The following is a 20,969-nucleotide window of genomic DNA, read 5'->3' as shown; positions in this document are numbered from 1 at the left end:
AGCATAGGAAGCTACTCCCCTTGTTATACTAAAGCACCAGTTAGTGGAATAAGAACCTGATAAATTATATAGCTCTTTTTTTTGAGTAATAAGCAAGAAATAAAGGAATTAGAGGTAAAATCACAACTATTCTAAACCAATTGTTTGCACCTAAGAAATATAATGATGGTAGTATAAGTGCAATTCCACTAACAAATAATGCTTTCAAAGACTTTTTCTTTAAACCCCATATAAATAAAAGAATTGAAGCCCCAATCAGTAACCAAAAAATAAGACCAAACCAATAGAAGCCCATATATACCCTCCTTTATTTCTTCTCCTATAACTATTCTATGCGTATATATGTTAATCCTTCAACTTCCTTCTTGAGCAAATTTAGCACAATAGCTGCCATTCGGTTTCATCTTCAACTAATGCACCCTTTACTTTCAATAAGCAACTTATTCTTCTACTGTACATCAGATTACGAATTGTTCACTGACTGTTAGATATTTTATTGCCAGTCATTTGACTTAGCTATTCTTCTTGAACGAACTTCACCTTATTATGTCCACAATTGTTACAGTACATTAAATGAGGACAAATCTGATCTTTCGCTGTATTGGGATAGCCATCACCCATTTTTACAGTTTCTTCATCATTATAATGACCGTAAGGGTCTAAAAAATCGGATACCTTACCTGAGTCTTCTAATCGAGAACTACATTCTGGACAATATATTTCTAATTCTTTAAACGAATTACATATAGGGCACATAGCCATCAGTATCACTCCTTTTTACTTTCTAATTAGTATTCATTTCTTTGATTGGTACTATGTAACAGATAAAAGTGTGATGCTGAATCTATGTCTAATTCGCCTTTTGGGTCACATAAGCTATACTAAACAAAAAGATTTCTTATTAAGTTCACGATGAACTGAAAAAGACACAATTCCTTGTACAAGAATTGCACCATATAGTTTAAGTATATCTTTTCACAACCTACATTTTCGCACAATAACAAAAGTCGCTGATTGTTGTTAAAGTAGCACACATTTTCCTTTAGATAAAAATTTATGAGGTAGAGCGATATTTAAAGCAGGAACGATATATACTTCAAGCATAAAAAAGAGGAGAGTATTTCTCTCCTTGTTACTGATGTTCATATCCACTAATGGGCGAACCAGTTGAAGTATGTTTATTTACCCAATCAAGAGATACTTTCGAAATGGCTGACCAATTAGTGATTTGGTTGCTATGTTGCTCTACCCAACTCATACAATATTGTGGGTCTATGCTTTTTTCTAGGCATTGTGCTAAGAAAGATTGAATGTTCTCCTCAGTACAGTTTTCCCACGAACCACAAGTTTCACCCCAAATACGTTCCATTTTCTGTTTAATATCGTTTACCATATTTGATTCCTCCTTGATTAAATCTGACAAAATAAGTTTGTCCAAGGAGAAAAAATATATTTACAGAAGAGGTTAAACGGAGACAGAAACAGTTTTATTAGGAGAGTAATTTCACAATTCGTTCATTATCTGCTTATTAATGTAACCTGCCACTTTAGTAAAAAGAAGACCGTCACATTAACGATCTTCTTGTTGAAGTAAAGCACCCGTTAGTAAAGTAGAATGACAAAAACAATATTTATTACTTCTATTATTCTGTATGGTTGCGGGCTTATCTAATAAAAGTGTCGTATAAGAATGGTATGCCCACATCCAGGATAAACAAAGCGATGGCGACGAAAAGGAGGGTTCCGGCTATTGGTAGAATCCATTTTCTTTTCTTGATTTGGAACCAGTAATTGATTGCCCACATTACAGTCAGGAAAATAATAGTACCGAATCCAAACAAGTCAGAGATGGGGTCTCGGTGTGGGCTAATATTTACCACAGAGAAAAACGCAAGAAAACCGATAGCTCCCAATAGAATTAAATTGACAGTATGCACGACAATATCATAAATAGTATCCTTGTTTTTCATTAAATTTCCACCCCGATCATTTATAGTCCACAATCACGTTTTATTATTCTCTTTCCCGTCCCACTAATCTTCGACTGCCATCCCTTTAACAAGATAGTCATCTTTGAGTAAAGCACCCGATAGTATGAGTACATTTATTAACAAAGTTTGTAAATAAATATTTTTCACTATTGCTATTGAATATTTAATGCAACCGCATAAATGCCAGTACCTTCTTCCCAAGTTACCAATATTTCATATACTGCCTTTTCTTTTGCCTTTATGTCTTTAAAGTCATTGTAAGTTGCTATCATATTATCATTATTATCATAAACTCTTATTTCATAATTAAGTGGTTCATTTTCAAAGTTTAGTGTGATAGGTTCATTTAGATTAACACTCACCGCATCTTCAACGTTAACTAATTCTGTTGATGGTATAGAATCCGCTTCGATACTGACCATTTGTCCTGTTTTAGAATCTAAATAACTCCAACTATAACCACCTTGTCTTGTTTTAACCACTTCTTCGCCAAAAGTAATTGTTAGTGAAGGTGGTTTCTCGTTTTGGGTCAAATTAACTTCTTGAGATCTTTCATTAGCATTTGAAGCATCATCTTGCTCTGGATTGCTTTCTTTTGAATTATTACAAGCTACCAAAGCAAAAAGCATAAAAACTATACTAATTAAATAAATTTTTTTCAAAACATCACCTCTTTAAATTAGACGTTAATTTGATAATAAAGTTTCAAAATCCTTGTTACGCTAACCTGCCCCTTTAGTTTAAGTGCATAATTTCACAGAAATATTTCACTATATATTATAAATATTCAAACAACTTAATGATAACCCTGTTATTATTAATAACAAAAGCCGTCATTTTTAATGTCATTTGAGTTGTATTTTTAATAACTGCATTTCTCAAATTAAGAATAGTGATTCTACAAAAGACACATACAAACAGGTGGTAAAGGAATTGGCCTATTGATCGTCAAGGCTTACCTAGAGTTGCATGATAGAAAAATTGAAGTAGAGAGTCGAATAGGGAAAGGCACTACATTTATGATTTATTTACCCAATTCCTTGGAAGATTTTATGACCTAATGATTCTATATGTAATCAGCAACTTTACTTGTTAGCCAATATCAGCCTATTACATAGTCTGACACTGATTTCAATTTTTCCTTAGGTTCAATCTTATGTTCGATTCCTTTTTCAACTTCTGGAGTACCTACTGTTTTATGACCAGTATTTTTAATCGTGAATTCATAAAATAAAGCTGTCGGTATTAACTCTTCTCCCTTTCTTTCACCTTCAGTTATCCCAATTGACCAAAGTAAACTTTTATCTTTAACAATATCAACATTTGCGTCTACTAGTTCCAGAGAGGGCTGTGATGAACAAGCTGATAAAGAGAATAAAGCCATAAATAGAAAAAAACACTTTCTCAAGTAATCGCCTCCATTTATTTCTGATTGAACAATCTTACCCCAAAAATTGAATAAATGATGCATTATCCTTCTTGAAGTAATGCACCCTTTAGCTGAATAAAGAATGAGACGCTTCTTCAACAATCGCGCCCTTTTATGGAATAACTAAATTTGTTCTCATTAATAAAACCAATTATTTCATCAAATTACCGGTACTTCGAGATTAAGAAAAAGGCGACAACTATTATGAAGTGACCCCAAGAAGTTAGACAGGTTATTTTATTAGGCAGCTTGATGGGCATGGGTTCGATATTGTATCGGGCTCATGCCCTTTAGTTTTGCCTTAATCCGTTTATTATTATAGTAATCCATATATTTTTTAAGTTCTTGTTTAAAATGATCAATACTCTTAAATTCACTTAAATAAAGAAACTCAGACTTCATAATTCCAAAGAAATTCTCGATTACGGCATTGTCGTAACAGTTGCCCTTACGGGACATGCTTTGTGTAATGCCTTGTTCTTTTAAGGCGTGACGATATTGTTTCATTTGGTAATGCCAGCCTTGATCAGAGTGGATGATTAGGTTCTCATCGCCTGTTAAGCGTTCAAATGACTGGTTTAACATATCTGAAACAAGGGAGTAAGTTGGTCTGGAACCAATGGTATATGTGATGATTTCACCATTAAATAAATCTAGAATTGGAGATAGATAGAGTTTCTCTCCAAATAGTTTAAATTCTGTAATGTCAGTTACCCACTTCTCATTAGGTTTTTCAGCAGTAAAATTACGCTCTAAAATATTCGGGGCTATTTTACCCACTTTTCCTTTATAGGAACGATATTTCTTTATTCTTACGAGAGAAACTAATCCTAATTCCTTCATAATTCGTTGGACTTTCTTATGGTTTACTTGATATCCACGGTTTCTTAGTTCATCACGAATACGTCGATATCCATAACGTCCCTTATGTTCATCATAAATAGATTGAATTAACGTTTTAAGTTCAATATCTGGATCTGGATTTGCAGATTTCTTAATCCAGTAATAAAAAGTACTCCTCTTTATCTCAGCTATATGGAGAAGGATATCTAATGCAAATTCTTTCCTCAGTTCATTAACTACTAACGCTTTTTCTTTAGTTTTGATTTTTCTCTCTCCTGAACTAAGGATTGGAGCTTTTTTAGATATGCATTCTCCGCTCGTAAATACTCTAATTCCGACTGTAAATCCTCAATAGAATCTTTTGTAGGTATAGGTTTCTTTCGTACATTCTGGTCTTCATTTTTCATAGAAGGACGCCCCTTTTTCTTCGCATTTAGGGCATCTGCTCCTTTTGTTTCGTAGGCAACTTTCCATTTTCGAAGTGTTTCAGGAGATGGAATATTAAAAATTGCCGCCGTTTCCCTGATAGACGTCCCTTGTACGTTCATGTAGCTAAGTACGTCTAGTTTATACTCTACAGAGTAGGTTGTATAGTTTTTTCGAAATACATTCTCACCAAAAAGTTCATACTGTTTAATCCACTGGTGAAGGTTACTATGATGTACACCAATAGACCGAGCAATATCTAAACCACTTTCGCCTCCATCTAAATATCGCTTTACTGCTTGTAGTTTTTCTTTAGAAGAAAATTTAACCATAAAAAACTGCACCCCAATTGTTATTTTTGTCTAACAATTGGGGTGCAGTTCATTATTTAGCTGTCGCCCTTTTTATCATCATTCAGATTTTTGACTTTAAATGTTTATATCATCTGCTATCGTGGGTTCTACAATATCCTTTCTTCGATAAACATTTAAAATGAACCCTAAAACAGCAGCGTAAAAGAGGATTGCACTTCCTCCATAACTAATAAACGGCAGGGAAACTTCCATGATGGGCACGATTCCAAAGGCCATCAATATATTCCAAGTAGTAGGAACGGCAAATAATACAGCACCACCGATTACGATTAATCTCCCATAAAGATCTTTTGTTTTAAATGCATTTTTTGAGATTCTTAAAATAAAAATCAGCAGAACCAAACAAAGACCGATTCCGAATGTCCAACCAAGAGAATAGACGAGGAAGGGGAAAGCAAAATCTGTATGTGATTCTGGCAACAATTGAAATTTCAAATCATTATTAAGTCCGTTACCGAACCATCCCGCTTCTGCAAGGACATTCCTAACGACCATATACATATATCCGGCTCCATTTGGATCGGCATTTGGGTTTATAAAAGTAGATAATCTAGTAAGAAAATAACTTTGGTGTGAGGTCGTAGTAATAATCATAATGATGAAGATGATACCAGCCACTAGATTTGATACGACTAGGTTGATAGCTAATTTCTTATGAACACGTGCAAATGTAAACATTCCTAGTAAACAGAAAAAGTAAATGACCCCAACCATAAAGTTTGGCACTATCATGTAGAGCAATATGGGAATCCAAAATAAAACAAGAAGAAATCCTTGTTTTTTCCAACTGCGAAACTCATTTATTTTGTTAAAAATACCGGCCCAAGCCAGGAAAAAGAAAAATAAACTCAATATAGTGCCATCGACCGTTAGGCCTGGAAGTGAAATCCATCTTTTTGCTCCGTTGACCGTATATCCAAATAAATAGAGATATACGTGAATGAACAAGCCGATAGCATAAAAGTGCATCCACCAATTCTTTGATTTTTGATAATTAAAGAAAAGAAACCCAATAATCACAAGAGCAGCTAAGGAGTACCAGATAGCTTGTCTCCCCATAATATGGGTGATTGATGATGAAATCCCAGGAATTCCACCAACTAACGGGAGAAAACTGATACTAGCAAAAATAACAAATAAAACAATTAGAATCCAATCCATTTTTGGCTTATGAAGGTGATTTAATTTCTCTCCAATAATAAATGGATTTCCCATTTCTTGAATGGCCTTTTCATCTGAATCTTCTTCAGAAAATCCTCTTTTTTTGTAAGATTGACTTAACTCTTGCAGATGATGAGTAAGCTCTTTTTTTATCCTGTTGTGGGCCTCCGTAGATTTGACTTTGGAAGTGACTTTGCTTAAAAATTCTTCAAATTTGGGAGAACTCATAAAGATGCCTCCGTTATGAAGGGATTAAGGGATAATCCTTGTTTAGTGGTATCTTGTTTATAAGTAGCTAAGTATTTTTTACCTTTAGAGTTTAAAGAATAATATTTCTTGTTATTTATCCAATTTGAAGTAAGCATTTCTTTATTTTCTAATAGATGTAGCAGTGTATAAAGCTGACCTTCATTTTTTTGGAAAGCACGTTCATTTTTTTGAAAAAGTTGGACAGAAATATTGTAGCCATCCTTTGATTCATGCTGAACAGATTCTAATATAGCTATAATGGTTTCTGTATGAAATTGTGATTGCTGATTCGTACGAATGGCTTCAAGCACGGCATTTTTTCTTTCATTAGAAAAAGAAAAATCCTTGAATATTGATTTTTCCATCGAACTCTTCAGGTTCTTAAATGGATCATTCATCTCCTAAACCTCCTCTATCATCTTGTCTTTTAATAATTCCTTCGCACGCTTTAATCTCGTTTTTAATGTATTTATATTTACTGAAGTAATCTTGCTTATCTCTTTTAAAGACAGTTCTTCATAATAATGTAGAAATACGACTTCTCTGTACTTTAGAGGCAAATTCATGACGGCATTCGTTAAGCTATTTTCTTCACTATGCTTGATAACCTCCTCTTCCACCTGTTTTGACTTAGAAGGGATATGGTCAAATACTTTATTGCTAAGCGTTATTTTGCGATAATGCCAGCTTCTTAAATAGTCCTTGCAATGATTACTCGCAATGCGATATAGCCAAGTTTTTATTGTTGACTGCTGATTAAATTGATTTAATTTTTCATAACACTTTATAAATATCTCTTGTGCCAAATCTTCTGCTATGGTTCGGTTTTTTACATATGTATATACAAGATGCAGGATATCATCGCTGTATTCACGCATTAATTGATCAATGATCTGCTCACGCTCATCCAGCATCATTTCATCTGTCACCGCCAATTGGTTTAGTTCATTCATCTAGTTGTCACCCCCTCATATATATTAGACGAAGCTACCCTTCATTCGGTTTGAAAAAATATAATTTTTTTTATGACCGTCTGTATTCTAGAGTATAAGTGGAAAAAGGAACAACCTCTTATCAGATTGTTCCAAAATGTTGTAGGTAGGTTAGGTCGCTTTTAAGACTACTTATTCGACTAATGATCCCTTATTTCTCAGAAGGAACTGTAATTACAATAGTTCTAATCAGAATTGCATATTGTTGTAAATCTGCATTTACCGTTACCAAATAGTTTAAGTGTAAACCTCCACAATATCTACTTTGCATAATAATTGTTATTAAACAATATGGCTCCGATTGTTGAATAAGAGCTAAAGACGCTTCTTCAACTAAACTGCCCCGTTAGTCATACATGTAGCGCAAGACTAACGCTACACCACAGAGAATGAAAATGTATACCACTGTCTATACTGTTTGTACGGCTGGCGAAGAAGGTCGATGAACTATGGTGCCATAGAGCCCGTCCGTTAGTCTGACTCCAACGATCTCGGTGCATCACAGACTGTCGCGCCCTGTATGGGTAGCACTTATGGGAGATTAATCCTTTTTGATTGGTTGCACCAGCCTTGCCTTTTAATTCTAACGAGAAGGATGATGCTTTTATTTTTCAATCCAATACTATAATGATACTACTCTTAGAGGCTCAGCCTTTTTTTAAAAAGCGTTTTTAATGGGTCCATTTTGTTATGCTCATTTTTCTTTTTTAAGCTTTTTTAATTTTCATGGGAGTTTAAGTACATTTATTCACAAACTCCCAAATTCATTTCTGTTATTTCTATAAATTTATTTTACACTGAACTACTTAATTAAGTAAGTGCTTTATCGGCTGAGAATCCTCACCCACCTTGATCCTAAGTAGTCATCGAATCACTACAATCTAATGCATCCTTGTTGTCGTTATTTCCTTTAGTAAGGTTAATATTACTTTCCGTCTCATTTTAAAAAATCAAGTATTTCTTAAGCGAACTTCGATGAATTAGCCTTGAATGGTGGTAGATAGCCGTTCTTACAACTACTCGCTGCTTATTGTCAGTCATGATTAATTCTCTCTATTTGTTCGTTATAAAATGTATAAGCCCCGATAATTTTTTCACTCGTAATTATTATTGTTCATTATAAAAAACGTATCATAATAAGAAGAACACCCACAAAGTGAGTACCTTAAAAATCTTTCGCGCTAACTAACTTATTTAATTAAAAATACTCTGTATTTATTCTGCCTTTGGTTGTCGTTAATCTGTCAAAAGTTTATAATGTTTTTTATTTAAATCTTAATGAATGCATATCAATTCCTTCAATTCTCACATAGTCTGCGGATTCTGTATCATCTACATGGTCTAAAACCAAAGCTAAAAATGAGAACATGGAGAAATCTTAAAGAAATGACTAAAAGTAATTTAATTACGCTAATACTGCAGCGTAAAAGAATTTTTTTAACTATATTAATTAGCATTAATTATGACTATTCTATTCGACACTTATTTAATATCTTCAATTTGTTTACATAATATTATTATCGTATTCTTCCTTTAAAAACCTGCTTTTTATCTCCGGCGATGGAAGCATACATTGATCCTTCTTACCAAACCATTTATATCGATTCTTTGCAAGATAATTATAAGCAAGGTCCCTTAACGGTTTAGGAACAATAATAAACACATAAAGAAACTTCCAAAATCCATCTAATTCCTTACTTATTCGAAGTGCTGCAGTGGATTTATCATAATATTTTCCGTCTTCCATTAGGACAATACTGTCTGTATCTTCTGGTAGATTGGTTTGATTTTTTAACTTTATGCCTATATCACTTTGCAACGAACCAAATTTAAAAGTCGCATGCTTATCACGTTTAATAATAAAGTTAACACTATTACTACAAAAATTACATACACCATCAAATAGGATAATTTTACTCATCAAATTCACCCTAATCTAGTTTATTTTTCACTTTACTGCTCACCCCCATTATACTAATATATAAAGATAATATCCCACACTTAGCTTAAATTTGAGTTTTTCAATAAGTAATAGAGCCAACATTACGTTGGCTCTTCGATGTTTATTCAATTATTTCAGGTTTTGGATAGTCATATCCTTTTGTATCGACTTCTACTGTTTTTATTTTCTGATCTTCGAGTGGTTTATCTGCAGCGCCACGTTCCACTGAAACAATATTATCCGCTACTTCCATTCCATCTGTAACTTTTCCAAATGAGGCATATTCCCCGTCAAGGTGTGGCGAATCCGCCACCATAATAAAAAATTGTGAACCTGCAGAATCAGGAGCACTTGATCTTGCCATCGATATAACCCCACGCTCATGAATTAATTCATTCTCAAACCCATTGGAGCTAAATTCTCCTTTAATTCCATATCCAGGACCACCTGCTCCATTCCCTTCAGGATCCCCTCCCTGAATCATAAACTGTGGGATTACACGGTGAAAAATTAATCCATTATAGTATCCTTCTTCCGCTAAAGAGATAAAGTTTGCAACCGTGTTAGGTGCAGTTTCCGGATACAATTCTAAGACGATTTGTTGGTCATTTTCCATTATAATGGTAACTACTGGGTTTTCTTCAACATCGCTTGGATAATTCGCTGAAGCTTGTTGATCAGAACTATTCTTATTACTATCATCGTCAGACGACGTAGTTCCACACGCTGCTAGTAAACCTACAATCATTACACCTATTAATAAAAGCACTTTTTTCATCTTTATCATCTCCAATATGTATTTTTGTTATGTTAATCTAAGTATTTACTTCCTTCACGAACACTCAATTTAGCAAGCTCGTTACCTTCAATAAACCGTTTGACAGATGTTGGATTTGATTTCGAGTACTCCCTTAATGCCCAACCAATCGCTTTCTGAATGAAAAATTCATTACTATTCTTATGAAGATTTATATAGCAATATAGTAATTCTTCATCAGTATTTTCCTTGTATTTTAACTGAAATAGTATAGCAGTACGCTGCAGCCAAATATTATCACTTGATGCCCATCCTTCAATCGTCTCATGAATGACTTCAGCATTGTCCTTCGCAATTTTGCCAACTGCCTTTTGTGCGAGCAAGTCAACGGTATCCCACCATGATTTAGTCGTAATAATTTTCTCCATTAATAGCAAATGTTCTTTCTCTAACTTCTTCAGCGAACGTTCAATATAATCAACAGCAGCATATTGATATTCTCTTTCTGGTTGCATCCACAATGAAGCAACGAAATCTGCTTGAAATGGTTCCTTTATAATCGCTGACTCTTGATAAAACCTTCTCATAATATTTTTTCTTTCTGGTGCTCGTATTCCCAAAAACGGAAATTTATTTCTCATATACTTTTCCATCTCTATTGCATCTTCTTTATTCATCCCTGCTTTAAAAAATGGAATCAGCTGATCGATATACATCTATTTCTCCCTTCGTTACTAATCAAAAAGATTCATGCTTAAATATCGTTCTCCAGTATCAGGTGCGATACAAACAACTTTCTTTCCTTTTCCGAGCCGCTTCGCAACATCGATTGCAGCATATACAGCAGCTGCACCTGATGGACCAAGAAAAATACCTTCCGCTTGTGCAAGTTTGCGTAACATGTCAATTGCGTCCTGATCATCCATTTGGATAATCTCGTCAAATATATCTGTGTTTAAAATGGACGGAATAAATCCAGGGCTTGTTCCAACTAATATATGTTTGCCAGGCTGTCCGCCCGACAGGACAGGAGACCCCTTAGGTTCTACAACTGCGATATGTAAATTAGGAAGCTTTTCCTTTAACGTTTCACCTGTTCCTGTTACGGTTCCGCCTGTCCCGGCTGTACAAACAAATGCATCCAATTTATCATTCATTTGTTCGAGAATCTCAATTGCTGTTGTTAAGCGGTGAATATCAGGATTAGCCTGATTTTCAAATTGCTGTGGTATAAAACTTCCTGGTATTTCTTCTTTCAATTCCATTGCCTTCTTTATTGCGCCTGGCATTTTTTCTTCATTTGGTGTTAATACAATCTTTGCTCCATATGCTTTTAAAATCTGTCTTCTTTCCATTGTACTGTTATCTGGCATTACTAGAATAGATTTATATCCTTTTGCAGCAGCAGTCATTGCTAGTCCTATACCAGTATTTCCACTAGTTGGTTCGATAATCGTGTCACCAGGCTTAATTATCCCTTGCTCTTCAGCTATTTTAATCATATTATATGCTGCACGATCTTTAACACTTTTACTAGGATTAAACATTTCTAGCTTAATAAATACATTTGCAGCGTCTTCAGGTACAAGTTTGTTAAGCTTAACCATAGGGGTTTGACCGATGAGCTCTGTCATATTTTCTACTAATCGCATTATCTAATAACCTGCTTTCTATTTAAATTAATAGTGAGCAACTGTCTATTTCTAATTATAGTTAATTATAGCGTTAACAACAATATTCTTCAGGTGTAATCATAGATATACCAAAAATAATATACCCCTCTAAGTAGATAATTAACGACTTCATTGAACACATACATACCAACACCCACAATCCCTCTTATATACCGATACCCTTATTAGTATAAACCCTCAAGTAATCCCATGAAAGAAATAATCGAATTTATATATACCTATACCCCTATCTACATATACTGGTGGATAGTGAGCAAAAATAAAAAGCGCAATCGAATTTTGCGCTTTCTCTAATTTTTATTTACTTTTTAAAATAAATTTGCAACGTTTTTAAATTCTAGTTCAGCAAATTTTGCTTCAATTTTCGCTTTATCATATTGCCAAATTGCTGTTTCTATTGAACAGGTGATTGGCACATCACATTTAATTTCTGCTAGATTACGAGACAAATGCAGCAAGTCAATATTTTCTTTTATTTTCGTCTGGATGCCCTTAGGCAGTTGATCGAGATTATCTAATAAATTATCAATAGAGCCATACTCTTGAATCAGTTTCGTTGCCGTTTTCTCACCAATCCCTTTAACTCCAGGATAATTATCTGCTGTATCCCCCATTAATCCCTTTATATCAATTACTTGCTTAGGCATAATCCCTTTTTTCTCATAAAAATTACCGATTGTAAAAATATCATAGTTACCGATACCCTTTTTCATGATAGCTACTTCAACGCCTTGTTCAACAAGCTGCAGCATATCCTGGTCACCAGTCAGGATAATGACATCATGTTCCAAGCGAAAATCATTTGCCAATGTACCAATACAATCATCCGCTTCAAAGTTCACGACACCAATATTCGGCATATCAAAGGAGTCTACTACCTCTTTAATCAAATCAAATTGTGGGACAAGTTCTTCTGGTGGTGCCCCTCTATTTGCTTTATACCCATCATAGAGGTCTGTGCGGAATGTTTTACTCCCCATATCCCAGCAGCAAATGACATGTGTTGGTTCAAATTTATTTACAGCATCCGTAAAATAGCGGATAAACTGATAGATTCCGTTCGTTGGTATCCCTTGACTCGTTCGCATAAAATTCCCTCTAAATGAAGTAGCGAAAAACCCACGGAATAATAACGCCATTCCATCTACTAAAAGTATTTTATTTCTATCCATTACGACACATCCTTTTCATCTTAGGGCTCAATAATTGCTTTTAATTCCTTTTCTTTTTCCGATAATATGGATAGATCCATCGCTGTTGCCATCATCTCTAAATGATCATTCAGCAGTATCGTTACAGAATCAATTGCATCACCTTTTATGTCCCCTACAAATCGATTGAGAGCCTCCACGTAATATTCTAACATAATTGCTTTATTCAGGTTGATATAATCTTTTACCATAGGTAAGAGAATAGTAAACAGCTGCTCTTTCAACTGTTCTTTTTCATTCTTTTCAAAGAAAGCTTTTGTACTTTTAAATGTAGATATAGCACCATCAAATATGCCTAAATCGAGCTTACTGAACGCGAGTTCGTATTTTGGCGTTTCCAAATCAATTTCACTAAAATTTGGCAGGACAAAGATTGGATCTGCTTGTTTTCCCTTATTAGTAATGTACTTATATACATTTGCAACTTCAACTTTGGTTAACTGTTCAATCCGTAATGAAATTGCTTGGAGCTCCTTATATAGTTCATTTCCAACATAATCAATTAAGTCCTCAAGATTATTTCTTAATTGCACCCTAGCTTTTCTACCGGAATCCGTAACGGTAGTTGGATTAAAGAATTCCTTGTACATATCGTGGAACCGAATGGATAGACGTTCGATTACAAAATATAATTGCTTCTCAATTTTCTGCTTCAGCCGTTCTTCATTGACCATTGCCTTGATAGAAGCAATTTCACTAGCAAGGCAATCCTTTTTCTCTACCAGATGCTGTTTATATGCTTCCTTTTGATTCTCATCTAATTGTAATGTTTCAATTGTCTGCTTCATCGTTTGATATGTTCTTGTTATATCCCATCTGGCGGATTCAACGGTTAGTGCAGTTAAATCATGATGAATAAATTGATAGAAATGATCCTCAAAATATTGCATTTGCTGATTTAACCTTTTATTTGATTGTTTATCTGCAAGTGACTTCTTACTCGAAACTGGATATAAATCTGGGAGACGAATCCCTAATTGCAATAACTGTTCCTGTACATAGTCTGTCACCAATTCAAGTTCCTTTTGATCAGCAGCAAGGTCAGATGCATTGACTATAAAGAACATTTTATCCAGTTCAAATGATTCCTTCACTCGTCCTAATTGGAGAAGGAAGTCTCGATCGGCTCGTGATAATGCATGATTATAATACGTGACATACAAAATGGCATCGGCATGTTTGATGTATTCGAAAGCAACATTTGTATGCCGTGCATTAACAGAGTCCGCTCCTGGCGTATCAACGAGAACAATCCCTTGTCTTGTTAGTGAACAATCATAATGCAAATCAATCGCCTCAAAATAACATGCCTTTGTCTCATCTGTCACATAAGCTGCAAATTCTTCTAGTGAAATCTTTAATCGCTTGCCAATATTTGCTTTATTTTCCTCATAGCCTTCGAGTATTGCATGTAAATAAGATTGGTACATCTTATTTAGCTTTCTATCCTGGTGGATTTGCTTCATTTTAACCCAATCGAGTAATTCTTCTAATGTCGTTGCTTTAGGAGAAAATTTCTTTGTAATTAAACGCAGATCATTTACAAGTGAAGCTTCGTCTTTAAGAGATATGATTACATCCCCATGCTTCGATGTTTCGGTAACTGGTTGAATCCGGTTTACAACTGCTGTTGTTGGATTCGGTGAAACAGGTAATACACTTTCGCCTAAAAGCGCATTCGCAAATGATGATTTGCCTGCACTAAATGCTCCAAACAATGCAATCGAATACGTACGATTTGTTAATTGATTCTGCCTATTAATTAGATCTTTTTTAAGAGATGCAAAACTAGGTAAATCCTCGATGACTTGAATGGCTTTCTCGATGTTCATTAGTATTGAATCCACTTTAAAACCATTTGTTTGTTTCCTTCCAATGCTGTGCCTTTCTTCTAGCGCTGCCTCATTTACCGTAATCACATTCGGAAGCCGAGGAATGACCTTTTTAATTATTTCCAACTTTTTATCCCGAGCAGTTTCAAGACGCTCGTATGCAAGTTGAGATGGACTCGGTGATTCCAGTTGCTGATCGATTTGTCTGTACTGAGCATGGAGCTCTACTTGTAAACTGTCATATTTAGCTTTTGTTGCCAATGCTTGTTCATGATCCGCAAGCTGTGAACTCACTTTTTCTATTTTTACTCTAAGATCATCTTCTAAGTTTGTTTTAATACCTTCAAGTAACTGTTTCGCTTTCTCTTTAAATTTTTGTTTAATATCTGCAGTCACATCTTTCGTATAAACAAGAACATAATCGTCGTTAGCCTTTGCACCTGGTTTAATAATGTTTATAACATCCGCATCGTTATAATCTACCGTTAATGCCTGAATTTGCTTTTGTATCTCACTATCTTGTATTCCATATTGATTTGCCAGTTTTAAAAACTTTTCACGAAGCTTCCATTCGATTAATGCATCGATATTCCCCTGTAATGTCGTTAAAAAATCAGATAACCTTTTGTTTTTCTCTTCGGTTACTTTTTTAGCAGAAGAAAATAAACCAACTTTAAAATTCTTTTGCTGCGACTCTAGGAATAATTGAACTTTATCCCGCAAGCTAGCTGGCATGATATAGGCATTGTCAAGTGTGGTTTGTAGTTCTTTATTAAAGTTCTTTTCGAATGCTAAAGGTACTTGCTTTAACTCGTTCATTTGCTTGGTTAATGAGTCGATTCCTAATTTACTCGTCTCTATTTGTGTTGTAGTGTATTGGTATAAATCATTCGTTGATTCCTCATATTTCTGTTTCAAAAATCCTTTATGTTCGCTCACTACTTGATGAACAGATTGATCAATTTGAAATAAACGATTCTTTTCTTCATACATTTGCTCATAAAGGAAATGCTTTAACGTCGAAAACTGATTATATTGCATCGTTTCATCCAATAATGAAGTAAAATAGATATTCTTTGGCAACAAACCCCATTGTTCAAATGTTTGTTCGATTTCTGAAACATACTGCCTAAATGATAATTCACTTTCATCATGCTTATCGATTTGATTAATTATCGTATAAAAAGGTATTCCCTTCTCTTGAATAGACTTTAAGAACTGTAAATTCACTTCCGATTGCACATGATTATAATCCATCACATAAAACATCACATCAACGAGATGTAGAGATGCTTCCGTAATCAATCGATCAGTATCATCTGCCGCATCAATCCCAGGTGTATCGATAATACTGACACCGTCTGGTAAAATTGCATCACTAATTCGAATATCAATTTTTTTAATAGTTTCTTTATCCGTTGAGTAGGCTTTGATGATTTCCAACTCATATGGTTCCTTAAATTCTATTACTTCGTTATTATGAAAATAAACACGTGCAGAGCCATCGCCAGCACTTATTTTTACGATATTTGCACTTGTAGGCACCGGACTTTTTGCTAGAAGATCAACGTTTATAAGTGCATTAATCATCGATGATTTCCCAGCAGAAAAATGCCCAGAAAAACTAATTGTAAATTCCTTTTTTTCTAGTTTCTCGTATAAATCTAGTATTTTTTCAGCAGTTTGCTGATCCCCATTGTCAGTCATTAACTGATATAGCGCTACCAAATTTGGTAACGTCGTATGCAATTTTAACTCTTCTTTTAGTTTCATTGTCTTCATGCCCTTCCCTATCCCAACTTAACAACTATTATACGAAACTTTTCCTTTATATTCTATGTAAATAATTTATAATATTCTAATTCTCGCCAATTAGTTAACATAATATTATTACTGTAGATAAAAGAACTTTGACAGAAATGCCAAAGTTCTTTTAACTATACTGGATAAACACCGTGCTTTCTTTCAGTAAAGACAATGTTTTTATCTTCATAAATCGAGAATCGTGTGATTAATTCCTTTCGCAAATCATCTGGATTAATAACGGTATCAACAACCATCTCTGATGCCAAACGGTAAATATCAATTTCCCTGCGATATTCGTCTTGTTTTTCTTTAATATATGCTGCACGTTCATCTTCAGGTAATGCTGCTATTTTATTTGCATTTACTGCATTAATCGCCGCTTCTGGACCCATGACTGCTATTTGTGCATTCGGAAAGGCAATGACACAGTCTGGCTCAAATGCAGGTCCTGCCATAGCATATAGTCCAGCACCATATGCTTTCCGAACGATGACTGAAATTTTCGGTACGGTAGCTTCGCTCATCGAGGACAGCATCTTCGCGCCATGTCGGATAATCCCTTCTCTTTCAACCTTCGTACCAATCATAAACCCCGGAACATCGGTTAGGAATAATAACGGGATATTGAATGCATCACAAAGCTGGATAAACTTCGCAGCTTTATCCGCTGAATCTGTAAAAAGTACCCCTCCTTTTACCCGAGGTTGATTGGCAATAATCCCAATCGCCCTGCCATCAATACGTGCGAGGCCAGTGATGAGCTCGGCAGCAAATTTTTTTTTGATTTCACAAAAACTATTTTCATCAATTACACGATCAATTAGATCATACATATTAAATGCAGCATTCTGATTTTCAGGAATAATTTCCGATATTGATTTTTCAAATGGCTTTACTTCTTTTCTATCCTCTAAGCTTGGTCTCGACCTAAAATTAGCTGGGAAGTATCGCAAATAGCGTTTTGCGTATTGAATTGCTTCTTCTTCTGATTTTACTAAAACGTCGCCTACACCCGATACGGTAGTATGCATCCTTGCGCCACCCATTTCCTCGAGTGTTACTTTCTCACCAATTACCTTCTCTGCCATTCTTGGTGATCCTAAATACATCGAGGCATTTCCCTCAACCATAACGACGATATCACAAAATGCTGGGATATATGCACCACCTGCAGCGGATGGACCAAATAATAAGCATATTTGTGGAACACGTCCAGACAATTTAATCTGATTATGAAATATTCTCCCCGCACCGCGTCGCCCAGGAAACATTTCAATTTGATCTGTAATTCTTGCTCCAGCTGAGTCAACTAAATAAATTATTGGTAATTCTAGCTTCTCTGCGGTTTCTTGTATACGAAGGATTTTTTCAACGGTTCGTTCCCCCCATGATCCAGCTTTAACGGTAGAATCATTTGCCATTACACAAACCTTCTGACCGTTAATTTTACCAATTCCAGTTACAACACCGTCTGATGGTAGCGAATCATCCATGCAATTTGCGAAAAATGCATCCTCAATTTCTATACCTTCATCAAATAATAATGCTAATCGCTCACGTACAAAAAGCTTGCCTTTTTCTTTATTTTTTTCATGGTATTTATCGTGACCACCCTGTTCAATTTTATTTATTCTTTCTTTTAATTCCTCAATAGATGACAAGGTTCTACCCCCTTTATTTCCCTTGGTAATTCGGTATTCTTTTTTCACTAAAGGCATGCAGGCCTTCTAATCGATCTGCTGTCGGTATTGTTTTCTTATATGCTTCATGTTCAATCGTGAGTCCCGATGATAAGTCTGTTTGCATTCCTTTATGGATTGCTAGCTTTGCTTGCTCGATTGCAATTGGACCATTTGCTGTGATAATTTCTGCTAGTTTAATTGCTTCATATAGTAAGTTCTCTTTTTTAACGACCTGCTCAACTAGACCAATGTCTAATGCCTCTGCTACTGTAATTGGCTTAGCAGAATAAATCAGCCGCTTCGCATGTCCTAATCCGATTAAGCGGGGCAAACGCTGCGTTCCACCAGCACCTGGGATAATTGCGAGTGATGCTTCTGTTAAACCCAACTTTATATCTTCAGAAGCAATTCGGATATCGCAGGCCAATGCTAGTTCTAATCCTCCACCAAATGCTGCACCATTAATTGCGGCTATAACAGGCATTCGTAAATGTTCAATTGCATTTACCGTTTTTCCGATATATGCTACTGCGTCAATTACAGATTCATTTGTCATGTTTTTTCGTTCCTTCAAGTCGGCACCCGCACAAAATGCCTTTTCGCCCGCACCCGTAATTATCGTAGAATAGATTGAGGTATCTTCATCAACCTCTTGTAATGCTTGATTTAATTGATAAAGGAGAGTGTTTGACAATGCATTAGCCGCTTCCGGTCGATTCAGCGTGATGATTGCAATATGCTCTCTATCTCGATTAAGCTTGATAAGCTGCTCCATGCTTTACCTCCTTATTCAATAATCGCGATAATATCGCCTTCATTTACAAAATCACCTTCCGCTACCTTTAACTCTTTTAAGGTACCTTCAGCTTCTGCCGCAATTGGAATCTCCATTTTCATCGATTCTAAAATAACTACATCCTGTCCTTCTTCAACTGTATCACCAGGTTTAACAGTAATTTTCCATACGCTTCCAGCCATACTTGCGCGAATTTCTTCCATTTGTTTTCCACCTCATTTCCTCAGTGTTTTCGTTTGGACATGTTTTTCAATAAAATCCGTTTTAATCTCACCTTTTATATATGCATCGTGATTAACGATATTTAACAATAGTGAATTATTCGTCTTAATTTACTCAATTTTATATTGTCCCAGTGCATCTCTTAAAAAGGTTATTGCTTACTCACGACTTTTACCTATTTTCATCCGCTAATTTGACATGTGGTGCTTTTTCGTCAGCTTGCGAGTAAATTACAACGGTTTTTATTCCATGTTTTTTACGAGTGCTGATAATCCTGACAGCAATTTCAGCACGATTAGCGATTAGTACTTTTTTATCATGTCAGCTCACCTGCTTTGCTTGTTAATATGTTTCTAACAGCCTAGTTCCCTAGCAATAACAAGTCGTTGAATCTCAGATGTTCCTTCGCCTATTTCCAATAATTTAGCATCTCTTAAATAACGCTCAACCTCATATTCGCGCATGTAACCGTATCCACCATGAATTTGTACTGCTTGATTTGCGGAACGGAATGCAGTTTCGGTTGCGAATAACTTAGCAAACGCTGCTTCCTTACTAAAGGACTTATTTTTGTCCTTTAGCCACGCCGCTTTATGCACCATATTTCTGGCAAGCTCTACCTCCATCGCCATGTCTGCGAGTTTAAATTGAATTGCTTGAAAGCTAGAAATTGATTTACCAAATTGTTTGCGATCCTTTGCATATTGCAGTGACTTTTCTAATGCTGCTTGTGCAATACCCACGCCTAATGCGCCTATTGAAATCCTTCCACCATCAAGCGTATATAAAAATTGTTTAAATCCTTTGTTTGCTTCTCCTAAAAGATTTTCTTTTGCAACGCTTACATTATTTAGAACGATTTCAGCAGTATCGGAACCACGCATTCCCATTTTGTCGTAATTACTAGTAATTGTCACGCCTTCGGTATTTGCAGGTACAATAAATGCGGATATTGCATTCCTGCCTTTATCATTTTTACCTGTAACCGCAGTTATAATTAATGTTTCAGCATAGCTTGCATTTGTAATGAAGCATTTTTCACCATTTATGAGATAAGAATCATCTTTAAGTATTGCAGTCGTTGTTGTTCCACCAGCATCTGAACCAGCGTTTGGCTCGGTTAATCCGAATGAAGCTAGAGCCACACCCTCTGCAAGCGGTTTCAAAAACTGTTGCTTTTGATCTTCTGTCCCAAAGTAATAAATTGGACTCGCTCCAAGTGATACTGCCGCGGCATAGCTTAGACCAGTGCTTGCACAGACCCGACCAATTTCCTCAACCGCTATCGCATAGGAAAGTGTGTCTCCACCAGAGCCACCATATTCTTCTGGAAAAGGAATACCTAGTAATCCTAGTTCACCCATCTGTTCAAAAATATCAACAGGAAAATTTGCTTTCTGGTCAATTTCAATTGCTCTAGGTTTAATTACTTCTTCCGCAAACTCATGAACCATATTTTTAATCATTTGCTGTTCCTTAGATAATTCGAAGTTCATTATTTCGCCTCCTAAGGTTTACTGATAATGTATTTAGTTTTTAAAAAAGATTACTAAGAATTGGAA

At 35.3% G+C, this 20,969-nt stretch carries 21 protein-coding genes and 1 pseudogene; 1 reads left to right on the top strand and 21 read right to left on the bottom strand.

What is annotated here, in order from left to right; translation table 11 throughout:
• Nucleotides 1–64: 64 nt before the first annotated feature.
• The 5 genes from CUC15_RS09950 to CUC15_RS09930 all read right to left on the bottom strand — a co-directional run bounded on the left by CUC15_RS09950 (nt 65) and on the right by CUC15_RS09930 (nt 2,653).
• Nucleotides 65–295, bottom strand: coding sequence for a hypothetical protein (locus CUC15_RS09950; protein WP_114916518.1), 231 nt, complete (start codon nt 293–295; stop codon nt 65–67).
• A gap of 221 nt (nt 296–516) precedes the next feature.
• Complete coding sequence (locus CUC15_RS09945) at nt 517–762, bottom strand: hypothetical protein (RefSeq protein ID WP_114916517.1); 246 nt, start codon at nt 760–762, stop codon at nt 517–519.
• A 370-nt stretch (nt 763–1,132) separates the two neighbouring features.
• Complete coding sequence (locus CUC15_RS09940; protein ID WP_114915592.1) at nt 1,133–1,393, bottom strand: hypothetical protein; 261 nt, start codon at nt 1,391–1,393, stop codon at nt 1,133–1,135.
• A gap of 271 nt (nt 1,394–1,664) precedes the next feature.
• The gene (locus CUC15_RS09935; RefSeq protein ID WP_114916516.1) at nt 1,665–1,970 is read right to left on the bottom strand and encodes a hypothetical protein; all 306 of its coding nucleotides are present in this window, start codon (nt 1,968–1,970) and stop codon (nt 1,665–1,667) included.
• A 173-nt stretch (nt 1,971–2,143) separates the two neighbouring features.
• The gene (locus tag CUC15_RS09930) at nt 2,144–2,653 is read right to left on the bottom strand and encodes a hypothetical protein (RefSeq protein WP_114916515.1); all 510 of its coding nucleotides are present in this window, start codon (nt 2,651–2,653) and stop codon (nt 2,144–2,146) included.
• A 249-nt stretch (nt 2,654–2,902) separates the two neighbouring features.
• On the opposite strand from CUC15_RS09930, the gene CUC15_RS20640 reads away from it, so the two are divergent.
• Nucleotides 2,903–3,052: an ATP-binding protein gene (locus CUC15_RS20640; protein WP_114916514.1), complete on the top strand. Its 150-nt coding sequence runs from the start codon at nt 2,903–2,905 to the stop codon at nt 3,050–3,052.
• A gap of 41 nt (nt 3,053–3,093) precedes the next feature.
• On the opposite strand, the gene CUC15_RS09920 is transcribed toward CUC15_RS20640, so the two are convergent.
• From CUC15_RS09920 to CUC15_RS09845, 16 genes and pseudogenes are all read right to left on the bottom strand, one after another.
• Nucleotides 3,094–3,399, bottom strand: a complete 306-nt coding sequence (locus CUC15_RS09920) for a putative periplasmic lipoprotein (RefSeq protein WP_162800293.1) — start codon at nt 3,397–3,399, stop codon at nt 3,094–3,096.
• Between the two features lie 261 nt (nt 3,400–3,660).
• Nucleotides 3,661–5,021 (bottom strand): IS3 family transposase gene (locus CUC15_RS09915; RefSeq protein ID WP_114915762.1). Its coding sequence is split into 2 segments (ribosomal slippage): nt 3,661–4,550 and nt 4,550–5,021, totalling 1,362 coding nucleotides; the frame shifts between segments, so codons are not numbered across the junction.
• Nucleotides 5,022–5,117: 96 nt separating this feature from the next.
• Nucleotides 5,118–6,452 (bottom strand): FtsW/RodA/SpoVE family cell cycle protein, encoded by a 1,335-nt coding sequence (locus CUC15_RS09910; RefSeq protein WP_114916512.1) that lies wholly within the window; start codon nt 6,450–6,452, stop codon nt 5,118–5,120.
• Nucleotides 6,449–6,871, bottom strand: coding sequence for a PadR family transcriptional regulator (locus tag CUC15_RS09905; RefSeq protein ID WP_114915760.1), 423 nt, complete (start codon nt 6,869–6,871; stop codon nt 6,449–6,451). Before CUC15_RS09905 ends, CUC15_RS09910 begins: the two co-directional genes overlap by 4 nt.
• A gap of 3 nt (nt 6,872–6,874) precedes the next feature.
• On the bottom strand, nt 6,875–7,426 hold the full coding sequence (locus CUC15_RS09900) for a sigma-70 family RNA polymerase sigma factor (protein WP_114915759.1): 552 nt from the start codon (nt 7,424–7,426) through the stop codon (nt 6,875–6,877).
• A gap of 1,543 nt (nt 7,427–8,969) precedes the next feature.
• Nucleotides 8,970–9,386, bottom strand: coding sequence for a thiol-disulfide oxidoreductase DCC family protein (locus tag CUC15_RS09895; RefSeq protein ID WP_114916511.1), 417 nt, complete (start codon nt 9,384–9,386; stop codon nt 8,970–8,972).
• A 142-nt stretch (nt 9,387–9,528) separates the two neighbouring features.
• Nucleotides 9,529–10,185, bottom strand: coding sequence for a peptidylprolyl isomerase (locus tag CUC15_RS09890; protein ID WP_114916510.1), 657 nt, complete (start codon nt 10,183–10,185; stop codon nt 9,529–9,531).
• A 32-nt stretch (nt 10,186–10,217) separates the two neighbouring features.
• Nucleotides 10,218–10,880, bottom strand: coding sequence for a DNA alkylation repair protein (locus CUC15_RS09885; protein WP_114916509.1), 663 nt, complete (start codon nt 10,878–10,880; stop codon nt 10,218–10,220).
• 18 nt (nt 10,881–10,898) lie between these two features.
• Entirely contained in the window at nt 10,899–11,816 is a 918-nt protein-coding gene (gene cysK, locus CUC15_RS09880) for a cysteine synthase A (RefSeq protein WP_114916508.1), read from the bottom strand.
• A 350-nt stretch (nt 11,817–12,166) separates the two neighbouring features.
• Nucleotides 12,167–13,030, bottom strand: a complete 864-nt coding sequence (locus tag CUC15_RS09875) for a 5'-3' exonuclease (RefSeq protein WP_114916507.1) — start codon at nt 13,028–13,030, stop codon at nt 12,167–12,169.
• Between the two features lie 20 nt (nt 13,031–13,050).
• The gene (locus CUC15_RS09870) at nt 13,051–16,683 is read right to left on the bottom strand and encodes a dynamin family protein (protein WP_114916506.1); all 3,633 of its coding nucleotides are present in this window, start codon (nt 16,681–16,683) and stop codon (nt 13,051–13,053) included.
• 155 nt (nt 16,684–16,838) lie between these two features.
• Nucleotides 16,839–18,368 carry an acyl-CoA carboxylase subunit beta gene (locus tag CUC15_RS09865; protein ID WP_114916505.1) on the bottom strand — a complete coding sequence of 510 codons (1,530 nt, stop codon included), beginning with the start codon at nt 18,366–18,368 and terminating at the stop codon, nt 16,839–16,841.
• A gap of 13 nt (nt 18,369–18,381) precedes the next feature.
• Nucleotides 18,382–19,164: an enoyl-CoA hydratase gene (locus tag CUC15_RS09860; RefSeq protein ID WP_114916504.1), complete on the bottom strand. Its 783-nt coding sequence runs from the start codon at nt 19,162–19,164 to the stop codon at nt 18,382–18,384.
• A gap of 11 nt (nt 19,165–19,175) precedes the next feature.
• Nucleotides 19,176–19,388 (bottom strand): acetyl-CoA carboxylase biotin carboxyl carrier protein subunit, encoded by a 213-nt coding sequence (locus CUC15_RS09855; RefSeq protein ID WP_114916503.1) that lies wholly within the window; start codon nt 19,386–19,388, stop codon nt 19,176–19,178.
• 199 nt (nt 19,389–19,587) lie between these two features.
• Nucleotides 19,588–19,710: pseudogene (locus tag CUC15_RS09850) on the bottom strand (biotin carboxylase N-terminal domain-containing protein); the annotation flags it as partial.
• Between the two features lie 50 nt (nt 19,711–19,760).
• The gene (locus CUC15_RS09845; protein ID WP_114916502.1) at nt 19,761–20,903 is read right to left on the bottom strand and encodes an acyl-CoA dehydrogenase family protein; all 1,143 of its coding nucleotides are present in this window, start codon (nt 20,901–20,903) and stop codon (nt 19,761–19,763) included.
• Nucleotides 20,904–20,969 lie beyond the last annotated feature (66 nt).

The organism is Oceanobacillus zhaokaii (assembly GCF_003352005.1).
In the GTDB taxonomy this organism is placed as follows: domain Bacteria; phylum Bacillota; class Bacilli; order Bacillales; family Amphibacillaceae; genus Oceanobacillus; species Oceanobacillus zhaokaii.
Note: the sequence above shows the minus strand (reverse complement) of the source record. Positions and strands in the feature narration are given on the sequence as shown.

Bases quoted from the DNA above. Each gene is read 5' to 3' on its own strand.
- CUC15_RS09950 (WP_114916518.1), bottom strand. From the start codon at position 295: ATGGGCTTCTATTGGTTTGGTCTTATTTTTTGGTTACTGATTGGGGCT.
- CUC15_RS09945 (WP_114916517.1), bottom strand. From the start codon at position 762: ATGGCTATGTGCCCTATATGTAATTCGTTTAAAGAATTAGAAATATAT.
- CUC15_RS09940 (WP_114915592.1), bottom strand. From the start codon at position 1,393: ATGGTAAACGATATTAAACAGAAAATGGAACGTATTTGGGGTGAAACT.
- CUC15_RS09935 (WP_114916516.1), bottom strand. From the start codon at position 1,970: ATGAAAAACAAGGATACTATTTATGATATTGTCGTGCATACTGTCAAT.
- CUC15_RS09910 (WP_114916512.1), bottom strand. From the start codon at position 6,452: ATGAGTTCTCCCAAATTTGAAGAATTTTTAAGCAAAGTCACTTCCAAA.
- CUC15_RS09905 (WP_114915760.1), bottom strand. From the start codon at position 6,871: ATGAATGATCCATTTAAGAACCTGAAGAGTTCGATGGAAAAATCAATA.
- CUC15_RS09900 (WP_114915759.1), bottom strand. From the start codon at position 7,426: ATGAATGAACTAAACCAATTGGCGGTGACAGATGAAATGATGCTGGAT.
- CUC15_RS09895 (WP_114916511.1), bottom strand. From the start codon at position 9,386: ATGAGTAAAATTATCCTATTTGATGGTGTATGTAATTTTTGTAGTAAT.
- CUC15_RS09890 (WP_114916510.1), bottom strand. From the start codon at position 10,185: ATGAAAAAAGTGCTTTTATTAATAGGTGTAATGATTGTAGGTTTACTA.
- CUC15_RS09885 (WP_114916509.1), bottom strand. From the start codon at position 10,880: ATGTATATCGATCAGCTGATTCCATTTTTTAAAGCAGGGATGAATAAA.
- cysK (WP_114916508.1), bottom strand. From the start codon at position 11,816: ATGCGATTAGTAGAAAATATGACAGAGCTCATCGGTCAAACCCCTATG.
- CUC15_RS09875 (WP_114916507.1), bottom strand. From the start codon at position 13,030: ATGGATAGAAATAAAATACTTTTAGTAGATGGAATGGCGTTATTATTC.
- CUC15_RS09870 (WP_114916506.1), bottom strand. From the start codon at position 16,683: ATGAAGACAATGAAACTAAAAGAAGAGTTAAAATTGCATACGACGTTA.
- CUC15_RS09860 (WP_114916504.1), bottom strand. From the start codon at position 19,164: ATGGAGCAGCTTATCAAGCTTAATCGAGATAGAGAGCATATTGCAATC.
- CUC15_RS09855 (WP_114916503.1), bottom strand. From the start codon at position 19,388: ATGGAAGAAATTCGCGCAAGTATGGCTGGAAGCGTATGGAAAATTACT.
- CUC15_RS09845 (WP_114916502.1), bottom strand. From the start codon at position 20,903: ATGAACTTCGAATTATCTAAGGAACAGCAAATGATTAAAAATATGGTT.